This window comes from Streptomyces sp. AM 2-1-1 (genome assembly GCF_029167645.1).
In the GTDB taxonomy this organism is placed as follows: Bacteria; Actinomycetota; Actinomycetes; order Streptomycetales; family Streptomycetaceae; genus Streptomyces.
In genome coordinates this window covers 2,105,577-2,127,867 of record NZ_CP119147.1, presented here as the reverse complement: position 1 = coordinate 2,127,867, position 22,291 = coordinate 2,105,577, and the positions used below count along the sequence as shown (strand labels likewise).

16 protein-coding genes and 1 rRNA gene are annotated in these 22,291 nt (G+C 71.0%); 10 read left to right on the top strand and 7 right to left on the bottom strand.

The features are described 5' to 3' along the window. Nucleotides 1–186: 186 nt before the first annotated feature. The 3 genes from pyk to pta all read right to left on the bottom strand — a co-directional run bounded on the left by pyk (nucleotide 187) and on the right by pta (nucleotide 5,112). On the bottom strand, nucleotides 187–1,617 hold the full coding sequence (gene pyk / locus PZB77_RS08860) for a pyruvate kinase (protein ID WP_275492021.1): 1,431 nt from the start codon (nucleotides 1,615–1,617) through the stop codon (nucleotides 187–189). 88 nt (nucleotides 1,618–1,705) lie between these two features. Then, on the bottom strand, nucleotides 1,706–3,034 hold the full coding sequence (locus PZB77_RS08855) for an acetate kinase (protein WP_275492020.1): 1,329 nt from the start codon (nucleotides 3,032–3,034) through the stop codon (nucleotides 1,706–1,708). Nucleotides 3,035–3,039: 5 nt separating this feature from the next. Beyond that, nucleotides 3,040–5,112, bottom strand: coding sequence for a phosphate acetyltransferase (gene pta / locus PZB77_RS08850; RefSeq protein WP_275492019.1), 2,073 nt, complete (start codon nucleotides 5,110–5,112; stop codon nucleotides 3,040–3,042). A 407-nt stretch (nucleotides 5,113–5,519) separates the two neighbouring features. Here pta and PZB77_RS08845 point away from each other — a divergent pair, with 407 nt between their 5' ends. Beyond that, nucleotides 5,520–6,545: an ATP-dependent 6-phosphofructokinase gene (locus PZB77_RS08845; RefSeq protein ID WP_275492018.1), complete on the top strand. Its 1,026-nt coding sequence runs from the start codon at nucleotides 5,520–5,522 to the stop codon at nucleotides 6,543–6,545. Between the two features lie 404 nt (nucleotides 6,546–6,949). On the opposite strand, the gene PZB77_RS08840 is transcribed toward PZB77_RS08845, so the two are convergent. Further along, entirely contained in the window at nucleotides 6,950–7,624 is a 675-nt protein-coding gene (locus tag PZB77_RS08840) for a response regulator (protein ID WP_275492017.1), read from the bottom strand. Beyond that, nucleotides 7,621–9,303, bottom strand: a complete 1,683-nt coding sequence (locus PZB77_RS08835; RefSeq protein ID WP_275492016.1) for an ATP-binding protein — start codon at nucleotides 9,301–9,303, stop codon at nucleotides 7,621–7,623. Before PZB77_RS08835 ends, PZB77_RS08840 begins: the two co-directional genes overlap by 4 nt. A gap of 232 nt (nucleotides 9,304–9,535) precedes the next feature. Here PZB77_RS08835 and PZB77_RS08830 point away from each other — a divergent pair, with 232 nt between their 5' ends. Then, on the top strand, nucleotides 9,536–10,063 hold the full coding sequence (locus tag PZB77_RS08830) for a DUF6584 family protein (RefSeq protein ID WP_275492015.1): 528 nt from the start codon (nucleotides 9,536–9,538) through the stop codon (nucleotides 10,061–10,063). Between the two features lie 305 nt (nucleotides 10,064–10,368). On the opposite strand, the gene PZB77_RS08825 is transcribed toward PZB77_RS08830, so the two are convergent. Beyond that, the gene (locus PZB77_RS08825; protein ID WP_275492014.1) at nucleotides 10,369–11,010 is read right to left on the bottom strand and encodes a GNAT family protein; all 642 of its coding nucleotides are present in this window, start codon (nucleotides 11,008–11,010) and stop codon (nucleotides 10,369–10,371) included. Nucleotides 11,011–11,290: 280 nt separating this feature from the next. On the opposite strand from PZB77_RS08825, the gene PZB77_RS08820 reads away from it, so the two are divergent. From PZB77_RS08820 to trxA, 5 genes are all read left to right on the top strand, one after another. Continuing rightward, nucleotides 11,291–12,700 (top strand): cation:dicarboxylase symporter family transporter, encoded by a 1,410-nt coding sequence (locus PZB77_RS08820; RefSeq protein ID WP_275492013.1) that lies wholly within the window; start codon nucleotides 11,291–11,293, stop codon nucleotides 12,698–12,700. A 377-nt stretch (nucleotides 12,701–13,077) separates the two neighbouring features. Then, on the top strand, nucleotides 13,078–16,296 hold the full coding sequence (locus tag PZB77_RS08815; protein WP_275492012.1) for a penicillin acylase family protein: 3,219 nt from the start codon (nucleotides 13,078–13,080) through the stop codon (nucleotides 16,294–16,296). Between the two features lie 126 nt (nucleotides 16,297–16,422). Next, nucleotides 16,423–17,124 (top strand): alpha/beta fold hydrolase, encoded by a 702-nt coding sequence (locus PZB77_RS08810; RefSeq protein ID WP_275492011.1) that lies wholly within the window; start codon nucleotides 16,423–16,425, stop codon nucleotides 17,122–17,124. A gap of 88 nt (nucleotides 17,125–17,212) precedes the next feature. Then, nucleotides 17,213–17,617 carry a MerR family transcriptional regulator gene (locus tag PZB77_RS08805; RefSeq protein WP_275492010.1) on the top strand — a complete coding sequence of 135 codons (405 nt, stop codon included), beginning with the start codon at nucleotides 17,213–17,215 and terminating at the stop codon, nucleotides 17,615–17,617. 3 nt (nucleotides 17,618–17,620) lie between these two features. Next, nucleotides 17,621–17,962, top strand: coding sequence for a thioredoxin (gene trxA / locus PZB77_RS08800; RefSeq protein ID WP_275492009.1), 342 nt, complete (start codon nucleotides 17,621–17,623; stop codon nucleotides 17,960–17,962). 30 nt (nucleotides 17,963–17,992) lie between these two features. Here the strand turns inward: trxA and PZB77_RS08795 are convergent, their stop codons facing one another. Next, nucleotides 17,993–18,439 (bottom strand): Lrp/AsnC family transcriptional regulator, encoded by a 447-nt coding sequence (locus tag PZB77_RS08795; RefSeq protein WP_275492008.1) that lies wholly within the window; start codon nucleotides 18,437–18,439, stop codon nucleotides 17,993–17,995. Nucleotides 18,440–18,532: 93 nt separating this feature from the next. Here PZB77_RS08795 and PZB77_RS08790 point away from each other — a divergent pair, with 93 nt between their 5' ends. The 3 genes from PZB77_RS08790 (at nucleotide 18,533) to PZB77_RS08780 (ending at nucleotide 22,289) form a co-directional block, all read left to right on the top strand. Then, the gene (locus tag PZB77_RS08790) at nucleotides 18,533–19,351 is read left to right on the top strand and encodes an LLM class flavin-dependent oxidoreductase (RefSeq protein WP_275492007.1); all 819 of its coding nucleotides are present in this window, start codon (nucleotides 18,533–18,535) and stop codon (nucleotides 19,349–19,351) included. Then, nucleotides 19,348–19,779, top strand: coding sequence for a nucleoside deaminase (locus tag PZB77_RS08785; protein WP_275492006.1), 432 nt, complete (start codon nucleotides 19,348–19,350; stop codon nucleotides 19,777–19,779). The genes PZB77_RS08790 and PZB77_RS08785 overlap by 4 nt, the downstream gene beginning before the upstream one ends. 984 nt (nucleotides 19,780–20,763) lie before the next feature. Continuing rightward, a 16S ribosomal RNA gene (locus PZB77_RS08780) occupies nucleotides 20,764–22,289 on the top strand. Nucleotides 22,290–22,291 lie beyond the last annotated feature (2 nt).

Below are 22,291 nucleotides of genomic sequence, written 5' to 3'. Positions count from 1 at the left end.
CCCCCGGACCGGTCCGGGAGCCGCACCACACCCGTGGCCCGCACCCCTGTTGATCAGGGTCGCGGGCCACGGGCGCGTCCGGGGCCGTACGGCGTACCGGGGGAGGGAGTACGGCCGCGGGCCGCACCCCCGGCTCCCGCCGAGAGGGTGCGGCCCGCGGCCGTCGTCGTTCCGGTGGCGTGCGCGTCAGGCGCGCCCGACGCTGCCCACGTGGTGGACGCGGACCATGTTGGTGGTGCCGGGGACGCCGGGGGGCGAACCGGCGGTGATGATCATCGTGTCGCCCTCGTTGTAGCGGCCGAGCTTCAGCAGCTCCTGGTCGACCATGTCGACCATCGCGTCGGTGGTCTCCACGTGCGGCACGACGTGGGCCTCGACGCCCCAGCTCAGCGCGAGCTGGTTGCGGGTCGACTCGTCCGTGGTGAACGCCAGCACCGGCTGCGCCGCGCGGTAGCGGGACAGGCGGCGGGCGGTGTCACCCGACTGGGTGAAGGCGACCAGCGCCTTGCCGTCCAGGAAGTCGGCGATCTCGGCGGCGGCGCGGGCGACCGCTCCGCCCTGGGTGCGCGGCTTCTTGCCCGGGACGAGCGGCTGGAGGCCCTTGGAGAGGAGCTCCTCCTCGGCGGCGACGACGATCTTCGCCATCGTCTTGACCGTCTCGATCGGGTACGCGCCGACCGAGGACTCGGCGGACAGCATGACCGCGTCCGCACCGTCCAGGATCGCGTTCGCGACGTCGGACGCCTCGGCGCGGGTCGGACGGGAGTTGGTGATCATCGACTCCATCATCTGGGTCGCCACGATCACCGGCTTGGCGTTGCGCCGGCAGAGCTCCACCAGGCGCTTCTGCACCATCGGGACCTTCTCCAGCGGGTATTCGACGGCGAGGTCACCACGGGCCACCATCACACCGTCGAACGCCATGACGACGCCCTCCATGTGCTCGACCGCCTGCGGCTTCTCCACCTTGGCGATGACGGGGACCCGCCGGCCCTCCTCGTTCATCACCTTGTGGACGTCCTTGACGTCCTCGGCGTCCCGGACGAAGGAGAGGGCGACCAGGTCGCAGCCCATCCGCAGGGCGAACCGGAGGTCGTCCACGTCCTTCTCCGACAGCGCGGGGACGTTGACCGCCGCGCCGGGCAGGTTGATGCCCTTGTGGTCGGAGATGACACCGCCCTCGATGACGATGGTCCTGACCCGGGGGCCCTCGACCGAGACGACCTTCAGCTCGACGTTGCCGTCGTTGATGAGGATCGGGTCGCCCTTGACGACGTCGCCGGGCAGACCCTTGTAGGTCGTGCCGCAGATCGACTTGTCGCCGGGGACGTCCTCCGAGGTGATGGTGAACTCGTCACCGCGGACCAGCTCGACGGGGCCTTCGGCGAACTTGGCCAGGCGGATCTTCGGGCCCTGGAGGTCGGCGAGCACACCCACCGCCCGCCCGGTCTCGGCGGCAGCCTTGCGGACACGGTCGTACCGGCCCTGGTGCTCTTCGTGGGTGCCGTGGCTGAAGTTGAAGCGGGCCACGCTCATGCCGGCCTCGATCAGAGCGACCAGCTGCTCGTGGGAGTCGACGGCGGGACCGAGGGTGCAGACGATTTTGGAACGGCGCATGGGGCGGATCCTATCGGTTTGTTTCACTGCGGAATATTCCGTCTGGTGGAAAGTACAAAGGGGCGTGGGGGTGCTCAGTTGTGGGCCTCTACGGGTGCGTCGCCCCGCCCTGTCCGGACCCGCTTCCGCTCGCGTCGCCGCCGTCCCCGGCGCCCCTTCCGACCAGCGCGAACGTCTGCCCGGCGATCTCCAACTCCTCGTCCGTCGGCACCACGGCGACCGCGGCCCCGGTCCCTCGGGGCGAGATCAGCCGCGGCTGGGACGACCGTACGGAGTTCAGATCGCCGTCCACCGCCAGGCCGAAAGCCTCCAGCCCGGCGACCGCAGCCTCCCGCACGGGGGCGGAGTTCTCGCCGACCCCCGCCGTGAAGACCACGGCGTCCACCCGCCCGAGGACCGCCATATAGGCGCCGATGTACTTCTTCAGCCGGTGGATGTAGATGTCGAAGGCGAGGGTGGCGCGCTCGTCGCCCTCGTCCACCCGGCGGCGGATCTCCCGCATGTCGTTGTCGCCGCAGAGACCCACCAGGCCGCTCTTCTTGTTCAGCAGCTCGTCGATCTCGTCCGCCGACATCCCCGCCACCCGCTTCAGGTGGAAGGTGACGGCCGGGTCGATGTCCCCGGAGCGGGTTCCCATGACCAGCCCCTCGAGCGGGGTCAGCCCCATCGAGGTGTCCACGCACCGCCCGCCGGCCACGGCGGACGCCGAGGCGCCGTTGCCGAGGTGCAGCACGATGATGTTGAGCTCCTCGACGGGCCGGCCCAGCAGTTCGGCCGTGCGCCGTGAGACGTACGCGTGCGAGGTGCCGTGGAAACCGTAGCGGCGCACCCGGTGCGCGTCGGCCGTCTCCACGTCGATCGCGTACCGGGCCGCGTGCTCGGGCATCGTGGTGTGGAACGCCGTGTCGAAGACCGCGACCTGCGGCAGGTCCGGCCGGAGCGCCCGCGCGGTACGGATGCCGGTGATGTTCGCCGGGTTGTGCAGCGGCGCGACCGGCACCAGCCGCTCGATCTCCTTGAGCACGTCGTCGGTGATCACGGTCGGCTCGCTGAACCGGAGCCCGCCGTGCACCACCCGGTGCCCGATCGCCGCGAGATCGGGGGAGTCCAGCCCCAGCCCGTCGGCGGCCAGTTCCTCGGCCGCCGCCTCCAGAGCCGCCGCGTGGTCGGCGATCCGGCCGGTGCGCTCGCGCGCCTCGCCGCCCTCGCCCGGCCGCGGGGTGTGCACCAGCCGGGACGTTTCCTCGCCGATGCGCTCCACCAGCCCGGAGGCGAGCCGGGAGCGGTCGCGCATGTCGAGCAGCTGGTACTTCACCGACGAAGAACCGGAGTTGAGGACGAGCACCCGGTGCGCGCCGGCGGGCGCCGCACCCCTCCCGTCCCGTCCGGTCGTCGCGTCGGTCGTCGCGTTGGTCATGCGGGTCACTCCTCGCCCTGCGCCTGGATCGCCGTGATGGCCACGGTGTTGACGATGTCCTGCACCAGTGCGCCGCGCGACAGGTCGTTGACCGGCTTGCGCAGCCCCTGGAGCACCGGGCCCACCGCGACCGCGCCCGCCGAGCGCTGCACGGCCTTGTAGGTGTTGTTGCCGGTGTTGAGGTCCGGGAAGATCAGCACCGTAGCCTGCCCGGCCACCGGCGACTCGGGCATCTTCGTCGCCGCCACGGTCGGCTCGACCGCCGCGTCGTACTGGATCGGCCCGTCGATGAGCAGGTCGGGCCGCGCCGAGCGGACCCGCTCCGTCGCCTCCCGCACCTTCTCGACGTCCGCGCCGGAGCCGGAGGTCCCGGTGGAGTACGACAGCATCGCGATCCGCGGGTCCACGCCGAAGCGGGCCGCGGTCGCGGCCGACTGCACGGCGATGTCCGAGAGCTGCTCGGCGTCCGGATCCGGGTTGACCGCGCAGTCGCCGTACACCAGCACCTTGTCGGCGAGGCACATGAAGAAGACCGAGGAGACGATGCGGGCGTCCGGCTTCGTCTTGATGATCTCGAAGGCGGGGCGGATGGTCGCCGCCGTGGAGTGCACGGAACCGGAGACCATGCCGTGCGCCAGGCCTTCCTGGACCATCAGCGTGCCGAAGTAGTTGACGTCGGAGACGACGTCGTACGCCAGCTCCACCGTCACCCCCCGGTGGGCGCGCAGCTGTGCGTACCGTTCCGCGAACGCCTGCCGGAGCTCGGAGTTCTGCGGGTCGATGATCTGGGTGTCCGCGAGGTCGATGCCGAGGTCGGCCGCCTTCTTGCGGATCAGGTCCACGTCGCCGAGGAGGGTCAGGTCGCACACGTCCCGGCGGAGCAGCACGTCGGCGGCGCGCAGCACGCGCTCCTCGGAACCCTCCGGCAGCACCACCCGGCGGCGGTCGGCGCGCGCCTGCTCCAGCAGGTCGTGCTCGAACATCATCGGCGTCACGCGCCCGGTACGGGCCACCGAGACCCGCTCCAGCAGTGCGGCGGTGTCCACGTGCCGCTCGAACAGACCGAGCGCGGTCTCCGCCTTGCGGGGCGTGGCCGCGTTCAACTTGCCTTCGAGTGCGAAGAGTTCACCGGCGGTGGGGAAGGAACCACCCGGCACCGAGACCACCGGGGTGCCGGGTGCCAGCCGGGCCGCCAACTGCAGGATCTCCTCGCCGGGGCGCTCGTCCAGCGTCAGCAGCACGCCCGCGATGGGCGGGGTGCCGGCGCTGTGCGCGGCGAGCGAACCCACCACCAGGTCGGCCCGGTCGCCGGGGGTGACCACCATGCAACCCGGCGTCAGCGCCTTGAGGAACCTCGGCAGCATCGCGCCGCCGAAGACGAAGTCCAGCGCGTCCCGCGCCAGCCCGGCGTCGTCGCCGAGCAGCACGGTGCCGCCCAGCGCGGCGGTGACCTGCGCGACGGTGGGCGCCGCGAGGGCCGGCTCGTCGGGCAGGACGTACACCGGGACCGGCAGCCGCTCCGCGATCCGCTCGGCGAGGGCGTCCCGGTCCTCGGGCGCCACCCGGTTCACCACCATCGCCAGCACGTCGCAGCCGAGCCCGGCGTAGGCGCGGTACGCGTTGCGGGTCTCGGCCCGCACCGACTCGGCGGGCTGGTCCTTCCCGCCGACCACCGCGATGACCAAGGCCCCGAACTCGTTGGCGAGACGGGCGTTGAGCGCCAGCTCGTCGGGGAGCTGGGTGCCGGCGTAGTCGCTGCCGAGCACCAGCACCACCTCGTAGGCGCGCGAGACCTGGTGGAAACGCTCGACGAGCCGGGTGACGAGTTCGTCGGTACCCTTCTCCGCCTGGATCGCCGACGCCTCGTGGTAGTCGAGGCCGTGGACGGTCTCCGGACTCTGGGAGAGCCGGTAGCGGGCGCGCAGCAACTCGAACAGCCGGTCGGGACCGTCGTGGACCAGCGGGCGGAACACACCGACGCGGTCCACCTGCCGGGTCAGTAGTTCCATGACCCCCAGTTCGACGACCTGACGGCCGTCTCCCCGGTCGATCCCGGTCACGTACACGCTGCGCGTCACGCGTGCTCTCCCGTCCTGGTGCGGCTGTCCGCCCGATTGGGGCGGTGATATCCCGGTAGGGGTGGCATTGGCTTGCATCGCTTTTGACGATACCTGCGGGGGCCGCCGGGCCGCCCGCCGGAGACCCCTTCCCCCGCACGGCCCCGGGAAGCCGCCCACGCCCCCGTGCGCGGGGCGGGCCCCCCTTCCCGCCCCGGTCCCCCGACCGCCATGAGGCCCCACGTAACGTTGCACCGCGGACGGCTTCCGGCCCTGTTGCCCGGAACTTCGTCCCGTGTTCGTGCGCCGGAGAGGCTGGAAGCGCGAGGTGTACCCCTGCCGTGGGAGAATCGGGACGGCTCACGGCGCGGGGGCCGGTCTTCACGTCCCCGAACAGCCCGGTACTAGCGAGCAGGAGAAACAGCACGATGCGCATCGGAATTCTCACCGCAGGCGGCGACTGCCCCGGCCTGAACGCAGTGATCCGTTCGGTCGTGCACCGCGCCGTAGTAGGGCACGGCGACGAGGTCATCGGCTTCGAGGACGGCTTCAAGGGCCTCCTGGACGGCCACTACCGGCCCCTGGACCTCAACGCCGTCAGCGGCATCCTGGCCCGGGGCGGCACCATCCTCGGCTCCGCGCGCCTGGAGCGCGACCGGCTCCGCGAAGCCGCCGAGAACTGCGAGGAGCTGTCCCGCCGTTACGGCATAGACGCCCTCATCCCCATCGGCGGCGAGGGCACCCTGACGGCGGCCCGGATGCTCTCCGAGGCCGGCATGCCCGTCGTCGGCGTCCCGAAGACCATCGACAACGACATCTCCGCCACCGACCGCACTTTCGGTTTCGACACCGCCGTGGGCGTGGCGACGGAGGCGATAGACCGCCTCAAGACCACTGCCGAGTCCCACCAGCGCGTCATGGTCGTCGAGGTGATGGGCCGTCACGCCGGGTGGATCGCCCTGGAGTCCGGCATGGGCGGCGGCGCGCACGGCATCTGCCTGCCCGAGCGGCCCTTCCAGGTCGACGACCTGGTCAAGATGGTCGAGGAGCGCTTCGCGCGCGGCAAGAAGTTCGCCGTCATCTGCGTCGCCGAGGGCGCGCACCCGGCCGAGGGCTCGATGACGTACGCCAAGGGCGAGATCGACCAGTTCGGCCACGAGCGCTTCCAGGGCATCGGCAACCGCCTCGCCGTCGAGCTGGAGCGCCGCCTGGGCAAAGAGGCCCGCCCGGTCATCCTCGGCCACGTCCAGCGGGGCGGCACCCCCACCGCTTACGACCGCGTCCTCGCGACCCGCTTCGGCTGGCACGCGGTGGAGGCCGTCCACCGCGGCGAGTTCGGCAACATGACCGCCCTGCGCGGGACCGCCGTCGAGATGGTGCCGCTCGCCGACGCGGTGACGCAGCTGAAGACCGTACCGGCGGACCGGATGTTCGAGGCCGAGTCGGTGTTCTAGGGCGTCGCGTCCGACCCGGGCCACGGCCACGGTTCCGGGCGCTTCGGGCGATGGTGCGCTTCGTGCGAAGGTGCGCTTCGTACGAGGTGCGCTTCTCGCGTGTCCGCTTCTCGGACGCCCCCGGCAGGCTGTTCCGCCGTCCCGTGAGGGAAGGCGGAACAGCCCTTCGGCCCCGGGGCTCGCCGCGGTCGCGCACCGCCGCACGGCTGCGGCTCCTTCGCTCCGCGTCGGCCGACGGGCCCGGGCCCGTCGACCGGACCGGCCCGGCCGGTAGTCGTACGGGCTCCTCGGCCGCTCGTCGACGCGCGCACCCTCCGGTGCGTACACCCCTTCGACCGGGCGGTCCGGCGGAGAATGTGACACGGGCCCCTGCCGCGCCGGGCCCGCACGGCCCCGCCCGCCGCTCAACGCGTCTCCGGCACCCACCGGTAGTGCAGTTCCGGCCTTCCCACCTGGCCGTAGTGCGGGCGGCGAGCGGCGCGGCCGAGGTCGACGAGGTGTTCGAGGTACCGGCGCGCCGTGATCCGGGAGATGCCCACGGCCTCACCGGCGGCCGCCGCGGTCACCCCGTCCGGCGCGCCGCGCAGCTCGCGGGTCACCACCTCCAGCGTCGGCGCGCTCAGCCCTTTCGGCAGCGTGGCCGGGTGCGGGGCGCGCAGCACCCCGAGCGCCCGGTCCACCTCCTCCTGGCCGCTCGCCTCCCCGGCCGCCGCCCGGAACTCCGCGTACCGCACCAGCCGGTCCCGGAGCGTCGGGTAGGTGAACGGCTTCAGTACGTACTGCACGACCCCCAGCGAGACCCCTTCCCGCACCACCGCGAGGTCACGGGCCGAGGTCACCGCGATCACGTCCGCGCCGTGCCCCGCCGCCCGGAGCGCGCGCAGCAGGTGGAGCCCGTGGCCGTCGGGGAGGTACAGGTCGAGCAGGAGCAGATCGACGCGCTCCCGGTCCAGCGCCCGTACCGCCTCCGCCCGGGTGTGTGCCACCGCCGCCACCTCGAAACCCGGCACCCGCGCGACGTACATCCGGTGGGCGTCGGCGGCCACCGGATCGTCCTCCACCACCAGGACCCGGATCACGCGCGCGCTCCCGTCCGGCCCGCGGTGCCGGCCCGCCGGTCGCCGTGATCGTCCTGGTCGCCGATCGGCAGGCGTACGGAGAACACCGCGCCGCCGTCCGGACCCCGCCCCAGCTCCACCGATCCGCCGTTGCGGCGCACGGTCTGGCGGACCAGCGCGAGTCCGAGGCCCCGGCCGGCGCCGTGCGTCGACCAGCCGGTGCGGAAGACGGCGTCGGCGTCCTCGCGCCCGACGCCGGGACCGTTGTCCGCCACCGCCAGGAGCAGCTCACCCGCCTCGGCGAGCGCGGTGACCGTGACCCGGGGGCGGCGGCCCGGCGGTGCTGTGCCGGGCGGGGCCGTACCGGGCGGTCCGCCGGGGTCTTCGACCGCCGCGTCCGTCGCGTTGTCGATCAGATTGCCCAGCACGGTGACCAGGTCCCGCTGGGCGAGGGTGTCCGGCAGCACCCCGTCGTCGATCCGGCTGTCCCCGGCCAGGACCAGCTCCACCCCGCGCTCGTGGGCCTGGGCCGCCTTGCCCAGCAGCAGAGCCGCGAGCACCGGTTCGGCGACCGCGCCCACCACCTGGTCGGTCAGGGCCTGAGCCAGCTCCAGCTCGGCGGTCGCGAAGCCCACCGCCTCCTCGGCACGGCCCAGCTCGATGAGCGACACCACCGTGTGCAGCCGGTTCGCCGCCTCGTGGGCCTGCGCGCGCAACGCCTGCGAGAAACCGCGCTCCGAGTCCAACTCGCCTGAAAGGGACTGCAGTTCGGTGTGGTCCCGCAGCGTCACCACCGTGCCCCGCCGCTCCCCGCCCACCACGGGGCGGGAGTTGAGCACGATCACCCGGTCCGCCGTCAGGTGCACCTCGTCCACGCGCGGCTCGGACGCCAGCAGGGCCCCGGTCAGCGACGGCGGCAACTCCAGCGCGTCCGCCTTCCGCCCCACCGCGTCGGGGCCCAGCCCGAGCAGCTCCCGGCCCGCGTCGTTGATCAGAGCGAGTCTCCGCTGCCCGTCCAGCATCAGCAGCCCTTCCCGCACCGCGTGCAGCGCTGCCTGGTGGTAGTCGTGCATCCGGCTCAGCTCCGCCGCGTTCATCCCGTGCGTGTGGCGGCGCAGCCGGGCGTTGACCACGTACGTACCGAGGCCGCCGAGGGCCAGCGCACCGGCCGCGGCCAAGGCCAGCGCCCCCAACTGCTCCCGCACCCGGGTGGAGACCCGCTCCACCGTGATACCCGCGCTGACCAGCCCGGTGATCCGGCCCCCGTCGCGGACCGGGGTGACCACGCGGATCGACGGACCGAGCGTGCCGGTGTACGTCTCCTCGAAGGTCTCGCCCTCCAGCGCCCGCGCGGTGTGGCCGAGGAAGGTCTCGCCGATGCGCGTCGGGTCCGGATGCGTCCAGCGGACCCGCTGCGGGCTCATGATCGTCACGAACGCGATGCCGGTGTCCGCGCGCACCCGCTCCGCGTAGGGCTGCAACAAGGCGGACGGGTCCGGGGTACGGATCGCCTCGCGTACGGAGGGCGAGTCGGCGACCGCCACCGCCGCAGCCCGCACCTGCCGCCGCGCCGTCTCCTCGGCCCGTGCGGAGCCGGAGACGTACGCGAAGAACGCCCCGCCGACGACCACGGCGGCGATCAGCACGACCTGCATGGCGAACAGCTGGCCGGCCAGGCTGCGGGGACGGAAGGTAGGCATGGCGGACAGTGTGCCCCTGGCGCGCAGAAGGGTGCGATCACGGGTGGTAACCACGATCCGGGCCGGCTGCGGGGAATCGGGCCGCTGCGGGGAATCGGGCACGGTTGAGAGCCGGCGCCTGCCCGGCGGTGTCCCGGCCTCGGCGTGGCCCGGCCCCTGCCGTGGCGAGCGAGCAGCGCTGAGCGGTAAAACCAGGTCGACGTAGGTCCGTGCGGTGGACGATCATGCGTCCATGCCCCTGACCGAGACACTCGCCCGAGTCGACGCGGACCTGGCTGCCGGCCGGGTTCCCGCCGCCCGCCAGCGCCTGCGTGGTCTCATCTCGTCCTTCCCGCACGACCTGACACTCCGCCGTCGTCTGGCCGAGGTGTACCGGCTCCACGGAGACGCCGCCGAGGCCGGACGGTGGATGTACCTCGAAGAGGACCGGAGTGCCGACGAGACTGCTGCCTTCGAGACCCGGTACGGCTCTCCCGGGGGGCGGATGAAAGCCCTCGCTTGGCGCGGCCCCGAGGCGGGGGCCGGCACCACCTTCGCGGAGGGGCAGTTGGTCGCGGTGCGGACCGCCTGCGCCGGGAAGCTGGGGCACGCCGTCCACTGGGACGACCCCACTTCCTACCTGGGCGGCCTGGAAGGGGAGAGCGAGGCGCCCTCCGGGCCGTGGACGGTCGGCGGCGCGGTGGCAGGCGTCGGCTGCCTGGTGGCGGCCCTCGTGTTCCTCGCCATCTGGGTGAACGGACTCGTCGCCCTCTTCGACTGACCCGGGTTCCCCGTGACCACGTCCTTACCGGAACCGGCTCGTGGCGACCCGTCCGGGAAGCCATGACCGCACTCGCCGAACAGCACGGTGACGGCCATGTGCGCCTCGTCGTGCGGTGCGACCCCTGAGCAGGCCGCTGCCTCCGGGTGTATCGCCGCCGGAGACCTCTTCCGGGCCGGCCGACAGGCAGAGCCACCCGTGAGCGGGTCATGCCCGGGCTGCCGGCCGCCCACGACGAGGCGGGTGTCGGCGTCGATGACGACTCGGCGGTCGGCGGAGTGCCCGTAGCTCTTCGACCGGTCGGCTCAGCCGGTGCCCGGGAGGTCCCAGGACCGGGGCCGGTCGAGCGCCTCCCACTCCGCCCGGAGCAGCGCGTGCACCCCGAGGTCGTGCCGACGGCCATGGTGCAGACAGGCCGAGCGGCGCACCCCTTCCCGGACGAATCCGGCCTTGGCCAGGACGCCCTGGGCCGCGGTGTTCGTGGTGTGCGTCTCGGCCTCGACCCGGTACATCGGCATCTCGCCGAAGGCGAGGTCGACGAGGGCGTCCACGGCGGCGGTGCCGTACCCCTGGCCACGGTGGGCGGGAGCCAGCATCAGCATGATCGCGGCGGAGCCGTCGACGATGTTCTGCTCCGTCAGGGCGATGTGGCCGAGGGGAGTGCCGTCGGGGAGCAGGACGAGGAAGTCGTCGCGATCGCCGTCGTCCAGGTCGCGCTCGATGCGCCCGCGCACCGCTGACGGCGAACGCGGCCACGTCCCCACCTCGCGGGCGATGACGGGATCGGAGCGCCAGGCATGGATCAACTCCGCGTCGTGGAGGTCGAGCGGGGCGAAGGTGATGCCCCGGCCCTGCCAACAGACCGTGCGGGGCGGCTCGGTGTCCTCGGTGTCCGCGGACTCCGGTGCGGCCGCAGCCTTTCCCGTCCCTGCTCCGGTATCGGTCATGGGCGGATGCTAACGACGCGGCCCCCCGCGCGGCGAGAGGTTTTCCGCCGGCCCGACGGGGGGTGGCCGCGGACGACGGGCTCGCGCGGGACTGCGCGTGAACGATATGCACGCAAGGGTGACCCGCGTCACCGCTCGGCGGATAGTCACCGGGACCCCCGAGGACGGGGGCCGGTACGCGCCCCGACACCCAGTCCCGTACGTGCTCCGGTCAGGGACTCGTACACGCCCGGTCCGGGACCCGTACGCCACCGAGCCGAGACCGAACCAGGAGGCACCCGTGGCAGGGACAGCCGGACAGCGGGACCGCACCCAGTACTTGTACATCGCCGTCATCGGGGCCGTGGTGCTCGGCATCGTCGTGGGCTTCGCCGCCCCCGGGGTCGCCGTCGAGCTGAAGCCCGTCGGGACCGGCTTCGTCAACCTCATCAAGATGATGATCTCGCCGATCATCTTCTGCACGATCGTGCTGGGCGTCGGCTCGGTGCGCAAGGCCGCCAAGGTCGGCGCGGTGGGCGGGCTGGCACTCGGCTACTTCCTGGTGATGTCGACCGTCGCCCTCGCCATCGGCCTGATCGTCGGCAACATCCTCGAGCCCGGCTCCGGCCTGCACCTCACCGAGACCGTCCGCGCGGCCGGGGAGAAGCAGGCGGCGGGGGCGAGCGAGTCCACCGCCGACTTCCTGCTCGGCATCATCCCGAAGACGATGGTCTCCGCCTTCACCGAGGGCGAGGTGCTGCAGACCCTGCTGATCGCGCTGCTCGCCGGCTTCGCCATCCAGGCGCTGGGCTCCGCCGGCGAACCGATCCTGCGCGGCATCGGTCACATCCAGAAACTCGTCTTCCGCATCCTCGCCATGATCATGTGGGCGGCCCCGGTCGGCGCGTTCGGCGCGATGGCGGCGGTGGTCGGCGAGACCGGTGCGGACGCGCTGAAGTCGCTCGCCATCATCATGGTCGGCTTCTACGTCACCTGCGGACTCTTCGTCTTCCTCGTCCTCGGCACGATCCTGCGCCTGGTCGCCGGAGTGAACCTGCTCCTGCTGCTGAAGTACCTGGGCCGCGAGTTCCTGCTGATCCTGTCCACCTCGTCCTCCGAGTCGGCCCTGCCGCGCCTCATCGCGAAGATGGAGCACCTCGGCGTCAGCAAGCCCGTCGTCGGCATCACCGTGCCGACCGGCTACTCCTTCAACCTCGACGGCACCGCCATCTACCTCACGATGTCGTCCCTCTTCATCGCCAACGCCATGGGCGACCCGTTGGGCGCGGGCGAGCAGATCTCCCTCCTCGTCTTCATGGTCATCGCCTCCAAGGGAGCGGCCGGCGTCACCGGCGCCGGACTCGCGACCCTCGCGGGCGGCCTCCAGTCCCACCGCCCCGAACTCGTGGACGGCGTCGGCCTCATCGTCGGCATCGACCGCTTCATGAGCGAGGCCCGCGCGCTGACCAACTTCGCCGGGAACGCCGTCGCCACCGTCCTCGTCGGCACGTGGACGAAGGAGATCGACCGGGCCCGCGTGGACGAGGTCCTGGCGGGCCGGCTGCCCTTCGACGAACGGATGATGGAGGACGACGGCGGACCGGCGGGTGCGAGCGGGAAGAGCGGCGCGGGAACGGGCTCCGTTTCTCCGCCCGGCACCGAAGAGGTGCCTGACCCGCGCGACGGAGGCGGCGTCCCGGCGAAGGTCTGACCCGGCCGAACGCCGCCCGTCACCGAGGCCGCACGGAGCTGCCCGCACCCACGGGGTGCGGGCAGCTCCGTGGCCGTGGCGGGGTGTCGCAGGAGCTGGCCCCCCGGTACGTGCGCCGGCCCGTCACGTGCACTGTCCGCCTCGGCCCACCCCTTCGCGCACGCACCCCGGGACGAGGGAGGTGCGCGTCTCGGTCGACCGACCCCGACGCCTCCACAACTCCACAGTGTGAAGCGGATGTTGCAGGTTTCTGGCGGCTGGTGCAGGAGTCTTACGGCGGGCGCTCCGAGAGGGCTAGCGTGCGCACGCACCGGGCTCCCGCCGGTGCTTCCTCCCGGAGCCGTACGGCCCCCCACACCCCAGATCGCGAGCCTCCGTTGAATCCTGCCAAGCGCCTCCTGGGGCGTGCGCGTCGGGCAAGGCCCCGCGCCGCCGTCTCCCTCCTCACCGCCGGAGCGCTGCTCGTCGCCGCCCTGGTCGCCGCCCCCACGGCCGCCGCCACGTCCGATCCGCTCCCCGCCCCCGGCGACCCCTGCCAGGGGCAGTGCCTGGACATCCTCACGGCGGGCCAGAACGGTCACGCCACCCTCGCCGGCATCCTGCTGCACAAGTCGATCGGCACCCGGCCCGCACACTCCGCCGACCAGATCGAGAAGTACGACAACCTGCTGCACGACTACTCCGGGCTGACCCCGGACCAGTTGGCCGACTACTTCAACGACGCCTCCTTCGGTGTGCCGTCCGGCCAGAGCGAGTCCACCCTCACTCCGCGCGCAGGCGTCACCATCACCCGCGACAAGGCGACCGGGACCCCGCACATCAAGGGCACCACCCGCGCCGACACCGAGTTCGGCGCCGGTTACGCGGCGGGCCAGGACCGGCTGTGGCTGATGGACATCCTGCGCCACGTCGGCCGGGGCACCCTGTCCTCGTTCGCGGGCGGCGCCGCGGGCAACCGGGCCCTGGAGGAGAGCCTCTGGGCCGTCGCCCCGTACACCGAGGCCGACCTCCACGCCCAGCTCGACCGGGTCGCCGCCTCCGGGGCGCGCGGCGCGCAGGCCGTGCGGGACATCGACGACTACGTGGCCGGTATCAACGCGTTCATCGACGCCGACCTGGCCGCCAACAACTACCCGGGCGAGTACGAACTCACCGGCCACGGCAAGAACATCGCCGACTTCACCGCCACCGACACCGTCGCCATCGCCTCGGTCGTCGGCGCCATCTTCGGCAGCGGGGGCGGCGGCGAGGTCGAGAACGCGCTCGCCGAACTCGCCCTCCAACAGCAGTACGGCACCACCGCCGGTTCCGCGGCCTACCGTGCCTGGCGCGCGCAGAACGACACCGAGGCGACCACCACCCTGCACACCGGCAGCTTCCCGTACGCCACCACCCCGGCGTCACCCGTCGGTACGGCGAACCCGGACAGCGGCACCGTGACCGCCTTTCCGCACGCGGTCAACGGCACCGGCACCGGTGTCGCGGCGAAGGGCACGGCGACCACCCGCTCCACCGCCGAGGGCGTCCTGCCCGCCGACCTGATCACCGGCGAACACGGCATGTCCAACGCCCTGGTGGTCTCCGGCGACCACACCGCCTCCGGCCACCCGGTCGCCGTCTTCGGCCCGCAGACCGGCTACTACGCACCCCAACTCCTCATGGTCCAGGAGCTTGACGGTCCCGGACTCCGCTCGCGCGGCGCCTCCTTCCCGGGCATCAGCTTCTACGTGGAGATCGGCCGGGGCCTCGACTACTCCTGGAGCGCCACCTCGGCCAACCAGGACATCACCGACACCTTCGCCGTCGAACTCTGCGAACCCTCCGGCGCGGCGCCCACCACCGCCTCCCGCTCCTACCTGCTGCACGGGGTCTGCACCCCGTTCGAGAAGCTGACCGCGCACAACTCCTGGGCACCCACCACCGCCGACTCCACCGAGGCCGGCTCCTACGACCTCCAGACGCTCCGGTCCGCGTACGGACTGGTCACGCACGTGGGGAAGAGCGGCGGCGCCCCCGTCGCGTACACCGCGCTGCGCTCCACCTACCAGCACGAGCTGGACTCGGTGATCGGCTTCCAGCAGTTCAACGACCCCTCCGTCATCACCTCGGCCACCGCCTTCCAGACGGCCGCCCGGGACGTCGGCTACACCTTCAACTGGTTCTACGCGGACGCGCACCACACCGCCTACTACAACTCCGGGACCAACCCGGTACGCGCCACCGGCACCGACCCCGACAAGCCGATCTGGGCCAGGACCGCCTACGAGTGGCAGGGCTGGAACCCGGCCGTCAACACCTCGGCGGTCACCCCGCCCGCCCAGCACCCGGCCTCCCTCGACCAGGACTACTACGTCAGCTGGAACAACAAGCAGGCGGCGGGCTTCACCTCCGGCTGGGGCAACGGTGCCGTGCACCGCGCCGACCTGCTGGACAGCCGGGTCTCCGCCCTCGTCGGCGCCGGCGGCGTGACCCGCGCCCAGCTGGTGAAGGCGATGGAGGACGCGGCCGCCACCGACCTGCGGGCCGAGGAGGTGCTGCCCGAGCTCCTGCGGGTCATCGACAGCACAGCCGTCACCGATCCGTCCCTCGCCGCCACCGTCGGGCAACTGCGTACCTGGGCCGCCTCGGGCTCCGAGCGCCGCGAGCCGTCCAAAGGCGCGGGGACGTACGACCGGGCCACCGCGATCCGGCTGCTGGACGCCTGGTGGCCCCTGCTGGTCGAAGGGGTCTTCCAGCCGAAGCTGGGCAGCGCCGCGTACCAGGCGCTCACCGCCGTCGCGCCCATCAACGAGTCGCCCTCCGGCGGCCAGAACGGCTCCGGCGCGGTCGGCACCGGCATCGCCGCGGCCCAGGCCCACAAGGGGTCCTCCTTCCAGCACGGCTGGTGGAGCTACCTCGACAAGGACCTGCGCTCGGTGCTCGGCTCGGCGGTCGCCTCGCCCCTGGACCGTACGTACTGCGGCACCGGCACCCTCGCGTCCTGCCGCGACGTGCTGCTGAGCACCCTGGCGGCCGCCGCGGCCCTGCCGGCGGCCACCGTCTACCCGGCCGACGCGTCCTGCCTCGCGGGCGACCAGGTCTGCGCCGACTCCATCGTGCACCGGGCCATGGGCGGCATCACCGTCCCCCGGATCGCCTGGCAGAACCGTCCCACCTACCAGCAGGTGGTGGAGTTCCCGGCCACCCGCTCGGACAGCCTCACCAACCTCGCCACCGGCGCCAAGGCCACCGCCTCCGACTACCAGAACGCCGTGGTGGTCGCCTACCCGCCGAAGCAGGCGGTCGACGGCGACCGGTCCACCCGCTGGGCCAGCAAGACCGTCGACACCGCCTGGATCACCGTCGACCTCGGCGCGGTGCGCCGGGTCGGGCGGACCGCACTCGACTGGTCCGACCAGTACGCGGTGAAGTACACCGTCGAGGTCTCGTCCGACAACGCCACCTGGAAGACGGTGCACACCACCACCGCCGGATCCGGAGGTACCGAGAGCCGCGCCTTCACCCCGGTCGACGCCCGGTACGTACGCGTCACCGGACTGGTCCGGGGGACCGACAACCGGTACTCACTGAACGAGATCGGGATCTACGCCCAGTGACCGGAGCCGTCGGGCGGTGATCCCTCCGCGATGCTCCGGGCGCGCTCCACCACCGTGGCGCCCGTCCGGGGCATCCGGCGCTCCGCGCCACCGGTCCGTGTCGGTGCCCCGCGCTACGGTGCCCCCATGACGCACTACGTGATGGTGGCAGGAGCCTGGCTCGGCGGCTGGGCATGGGACGAGGTGGCCGAAGAGCTGCGCCGGGACGGCCACACCGTCCATCCGGTGACGCTCTCCGGGCTCGCCGAGAAGCGTGCCGTACCGGTGGGCCGGCAGACGCACGTCCACGACATCGTCGACGAGGTCGAACGCCTCGGCCTGACCGACGTGGTGCTCGTCGGCCACAGCTACGCCGGTATACCGGTGGGCCAGGCGGCGGAGCGGATCGGCGACCGGCTCGCCCACGTGGTCTTCGTCGACTCCAGCGTGCCCGCCGACGGGGAGTCGTTCCTCTCCGCCTGGCCGAGCGGGCGCGCGGGGGTCGAGGCCGCGATCGCGGAACACGACGGCTTCTGGCCCGCGCCCACCGCCTCCCAGTGTGCGGCCGAGGGCCTCACCGACGCGGAGATCCCGCGGTTCGTCGACGGTGCGACGCCCCACCCCGGTGTCACCCTCGCCGACCCCGCGGTGCTCACCCGTCCGCTGGGCGAGTTGCCGGCCACCTACGTCAAGTGCCTGCTCGACGGCCCGGAGCCCGACGACGACGTGGTCGAGCTGCTGAAGAGCGACCGCTGGCGGCTGGTCGAGTTGGAGAGCGGCCACTGGCCGATGTTCTCCCGGCCGCGCGAGCTGGCCCGCATGCTGGCGGAGGTCCCCCTCGCCTCCTGACCGGCTCCCCGCCTCCCTCGCCCCGTCCCGTCTTCCTTCCCTCCCCTCCTCTTGCCTTGACGCCGACGTCAAGGAATACGGTCGGGTCATGCGAATCGGTGAGCTGGCCGAACAGGCCGGGACGACGACGCGGACGCTGCGCTACTACGAGTCGCGCGGTCTGCTGAGGGCGCGACGGGCCGAGAACGGCTACCGCACCTACGACGAGAGCGACCTCAAGCAGCTCCGCCAGATCCGGACCCTCCAGGACTTCGGGTTCGACCTGGAGGAGACCCGGCCGTTCGTGGAGTGTCTGCGGGCCGGACACCCGGTCGGGGACGCCTGTCCCGCGTCCCTGGCCGTCTACCGGCGCAAGCTGGACGAACTGGACGCGCTGATCGCACAGCTGCAGACCGTACGGACCGAGGTCGGCGCCCAACTCGCGCGCGCCGAGGTCGAGGTGGCCGCCGGGCTGCCCGGCGGCCCGGAACCCCGTTGTGAACTGGGAGGATGACGGATGATCCATGCGGAAGGCGTTGCCGAGGTGACCGACGAGACCTTCGACGGGGAGGTACTAGGCGCCGGGCTGCCGGTCCTGGTGGAGTTCACCGCCGACTGGTGCGGCCCGTGCCGCCAACTCGCTCCTGTGCTCAGCGAGATCGCCCGGGAGGAAGCCGAGCGGCTCAAGATCGTACAGATCGACGTGGACCACAACCCCGGTGTCGCCGCCCGCTACGGCGTGCTGTCGATGCCGACCCTCATGGTGTTCCGCGACGGCGAACCGGTGAAGGCGATGGTGGGCGCCCGCCCGAAGCGCCGCCTCCTCCAGGAGCTGGAAGAGGTGCACACGGCGGTGTGAGGCACCGGGGCCGCGGACGGCACCGGCGGATCAGGGCCGGCGCGGGCCCCGAGGGGGTAGCGTGCGGCTGTAGACCACACTCGTGGTCGTGCTCCCGAAGCCGCACAACTCGTCGACGAGCGACTCCAGATGCTCCATGGAGGTCGCGGCCACCTTCAGCGTGTAGCAGTCGTCGCCGGTCGTCCGCAGGCATTCCAGGATCTCGTGGCGTTCGGCCAGCAACCGGTGCAGCGGCTGATGCCGGCTGCCCGGGTACTTCAGCCGGACGACCGCGAGCACCGGATAACCGGCCTGGGCCAGGTCGACCGTCGCGGAGTATCCGGTGATGACACCGAGCGCCTCCAGCCGGCGCACCCGTTCCGTGGTGGCCGAGGGGCTGAGACTCACCCGCCGCCCCAGCTCACTCAGGGACACGCGGGCTTCCTGCTGCAACTGGGTGATGATCGCCCAGTCGACGTCGTCGAGATTCGCGGCCATGGGGCGAATCTACCGGGAAAACACCGGAAGACGGCGGCGGATCCGGGGAAGAATCCGTTCCCGGCGCCATGATCGCGGGGATAGCCTTCCGGTATGCAACTGGGCGTCAACGTACCCAACTTCGGGCCGGGAACCGACCCCGGCGTCCTGCGGGACTGGGCGCGGACCGTGGAGGGTCTGGGGTACGACCTCCTCATGGTCTCCGACCACGTGGCCGTCACCCCGGACGTCGCCAGGCAGTATCCGGAGCCGTTCCACGAACCGTTCACCACCCTGTCCTGGCTGGCCGCCGTCACCACCCGGCTACGGCTGGGAACGACCGTGCTGGTGATGCCCTACCGCCACCCGCTGCTGGTCGCCCGCATGGCGGGCAACCTGGACCGGCTGAGCGGCGGGCGGCTGGTGCTCGGGGTCGGCGTGGGGTGGGCCCAGCAGGAGTTCGCCGCCCTGGGCGTGCCGTTCACCCGGCGCGGCAGGATGACCGACCAGTACCTGGACGACCTCCGCAGGGCCTGGCAGGACGGTGGTTACGGCCCCACCGCATCGGTACCCATCTGGATCGGCGGCAACAGCGACGCGGCCGTCCGCCGCGCCATCAGGCTCGACGCCCCCTGGCACCCGCTGAACAACACCGTTCCCTGGCTGCGCTCGGCCGTCGAGCGGCACAGCCTGCCGGGCTTCGCACCGCGCATCGCCCTGCGCCTGACCACCGCCCCCGTCGACGATCTCGCCCGGCCCGCCGGGGTCGGCACCCTCGAACAGGTCCTCGGCGATCTCGAAGAGCTGCGGAGACTCGGCGCGGAAAGCGTCGTACTCGATCCCTACGACGGAGACCCCGAGGAGACCCGCCGGCCCCGAGCGGCCTGGCAGGCGCTCGCCACCGTGGCCGACCACTGGAGGACCACCGCGTGATCACCCCCGCCGACGAAATTCTGCTCCGGCGCGCCATCGGCCTCGCCGCCCGCGCCGTGGCCCTGGGCGACGCACCGTACGGCTCCCTGCTGGCGGACGAGGACGGCACCGTCCTCGCCGAGGCCCACAACACCGTCCGGCGCGACGACGACATCGCCGCCCACCCCGAACTGAAGCTCGCACGCTGGGCGGCCCGCGAACTCGACGCCGACCGGGCGGCCCGCACCACGATGTACACCAGCTGCCAGCCCTGCCAGATGTGCACCGGCGGCATCGTCCGCTCCGGACTCGGCCGTGTCGTGTACGCGCTCGCCTCCGAACAGCTCGTCGCACTCAACCCGGACTCCGGCGCCTGGCCCGACGTCCCGCAGGACGGCCCGGCTCTCCTCGCCGAGGCCCGTACGCCCATCGAGAACTACTACCGGTGATGACCGGACCGTGGGCCGGTGGACGCCGCCGACCTCGACCGCCGCATCCGGACACGGATCGGCTGCGTCCCCCGCACCTCGTCACCCGGCTCGTGGAGCTCGGCCACGAGGACGAGGTGAGGTGATGCGCGCCCTGGTCGACCCGCCCGGCGCGGAGGAGTGGACCTGCGAGATCCTCTGCACCCTGCACGCCCGCCAGGGCCGCACCGGGAAGAGGGGAGCTGCTTGATGCCCTCCCTCCCCGGCGCGCCCGGGTCGGGGGACACCCGGCACGCCCTAGCGGGCCGGCTCGGGATGGGTGCGCCGGGGAACAGGCCCGTTTGACAGCCACCTCTCCGATCCGTAATGTTCTCCGAGCTGTCCGACGTGAGCGCCGACCCCGGTCGGTCCCCGGACAGTCATTCCGCACCACTACACAACGAGGCCCGGCTTTCAGTCGTGCGCCTCCGCGTGTGTTTGTGCGAAATGAGGATCGCGCGTTCGAGAGAACGGTCCCGATTAGCGTCGGAGGCCGACGAGCCGCTAATGTCTCGCTCGTCGGAAGGGCCGTAGAGGCCTGGAGGACAAGCCCCGCTGACTGGGAATCAAGACGGAAACGTTCTGATAGAGTCGGACTCGCTGGAAAGGGAAACGCGAAAGCGAAGAACTGGAAAGCGAAAATGTTCCTCCCGCTTCGACCGGGAAACAGACACGAAAGCGTCTGATAGAGTCGGAAACGCAAGAACGAAGGGAAGCGCCCGGAGTGCCCCGGTGAAACGGGACCGAAGGAAGCGTCCGTTCCTTGAGAACTCAACAGCGTGCCAAAAGTCAACGCCAGATATGTTGATACCCCGGCCTGCTTCAGCAGGTTGGTGGTTCCTTTGAAAAGTCCTGCCGGCACTTAACGGTCCGGTGGGCAACAACAGCGAGGACGCTGTGAACGACCGGTCATATTCCGACCTGGTCGTTCCGCTCTCGTGTTGTGATCCCGATTACGGGAAAACATTCACGGAGAGTTTGATCCTGGCTCAGGACGAACGCTGGCGGCGTGCTTAACACATGCAAGTCGAACGATGAAGCCTTTCGGGGTGGATTAGTGGCGAACGGGTGAGTAACACGTGGGCAATCTGCCCTTCACTCTGGGACAAGCCCTGGAAACGGGGTCTAATACCGGATAACACTCTGTCCCGCATGGGACGGGGTTAAAAGCTCCGGCGGTGAAGGATGAGCCCGCGGCCTATCAGCTTGTTGGTGGGGTAATGGCCTACCAAGGCGACGACGGGTAGCCGGCCTGAGAGGGCGACCGGCCACACTGGGACTGAGACACGGCCCAGACTCCTACGGGAGGCAGCAGTGGGGAATATTGCACAATGGGCGAAAGCCTGATGCAGCGACGCCGCGTGAGGGATGACGGCCTTCGGGTTGTAAACCTCTTTCAGCAGGGAAGAAGCGAAAGTGACGGTACCTGCAGAAGAAGCGCCGGCTAACTACGTGCCAGCAGCCGCGGTAATACGTAGGGCGCAAGCGTTGTCCGGAATTATTGGGCGTAAAGAGCTCGTAGGCGGCTTGTCACGTCGGATGTGAAAGCCCGGGGCTTAACCCCGGGTCTGCATTCGATACGGGCTAGCTAGAGTGTGGTAGGGGAGATCGGAATTCCTGGTGTAGCGGTGAAATGCGCAGATATCAGGAGGAACACCGGTGGCGAAGGCGGATCTCTGGGCCATTACTGACGCTGAGGAGCGAAAGCGTGGGGAGCGAACAGGATTAGATACCCTGGTAGTCCACGCCGTAAACGTTGGGAACTAGGTGTTGGCGACATTCCACGTCGTCGGTGCCGCAGCTAACGCATTAAGTTCCCCGCCTGGGGAGTACGGCCGCAAGGCTAAAACTCAAAGGAATTGACGGGGGCCCGCACAAGCAGCGGAGCATGTGGCTTAATTCGACGCAACGCGAAGAACCTTACCAAGGCTTGACATATACCGGAAAGCATCAGAGATGGTGCCCCCCTTGTGGTCGGTATACAGGTGGTGCATGGCTGTCGTCAGCTCGTGTCGTGAGATGTTGGGTTAAGTCCCGCAACGAGCGCAACCCTTGTTCTGTGTTGCCAGCATGCCCTTCGGGGTGATGGGGACTCACAGGAGACTGCCGGGGTCAACTCGGAGGAAGGTGGGGACGACGTCAAGTCATCATGCCCCTTATGTCTTGGGCTGCACACGTGCTACAATGGCCGGTACAATGAGCTGCGATGCCGCGAGGCGGAGCGAATCTCAAAAAGCCGGTCTCAGTTCGGATTGGGGTCTGCAACTCGACCCCATGAAGTCGGAGTTGCTAGTAATCGCAGATCAGCATTGCTGCGGTGAATACGTTCCCGGGCCTTGTACACACCGCCCGTCACGTCACGAAAGTCGGTAACACCCGAAGCCGGTGGCCCAACCCCTTGTGGGAGGGAGCTGTCGAAGGTGGGACTGGCGATTGGGACGAAGTCGTAACAAGGTAGCCGTACCGGAAGGTGCGGCTGGATCACCTCCTTTCT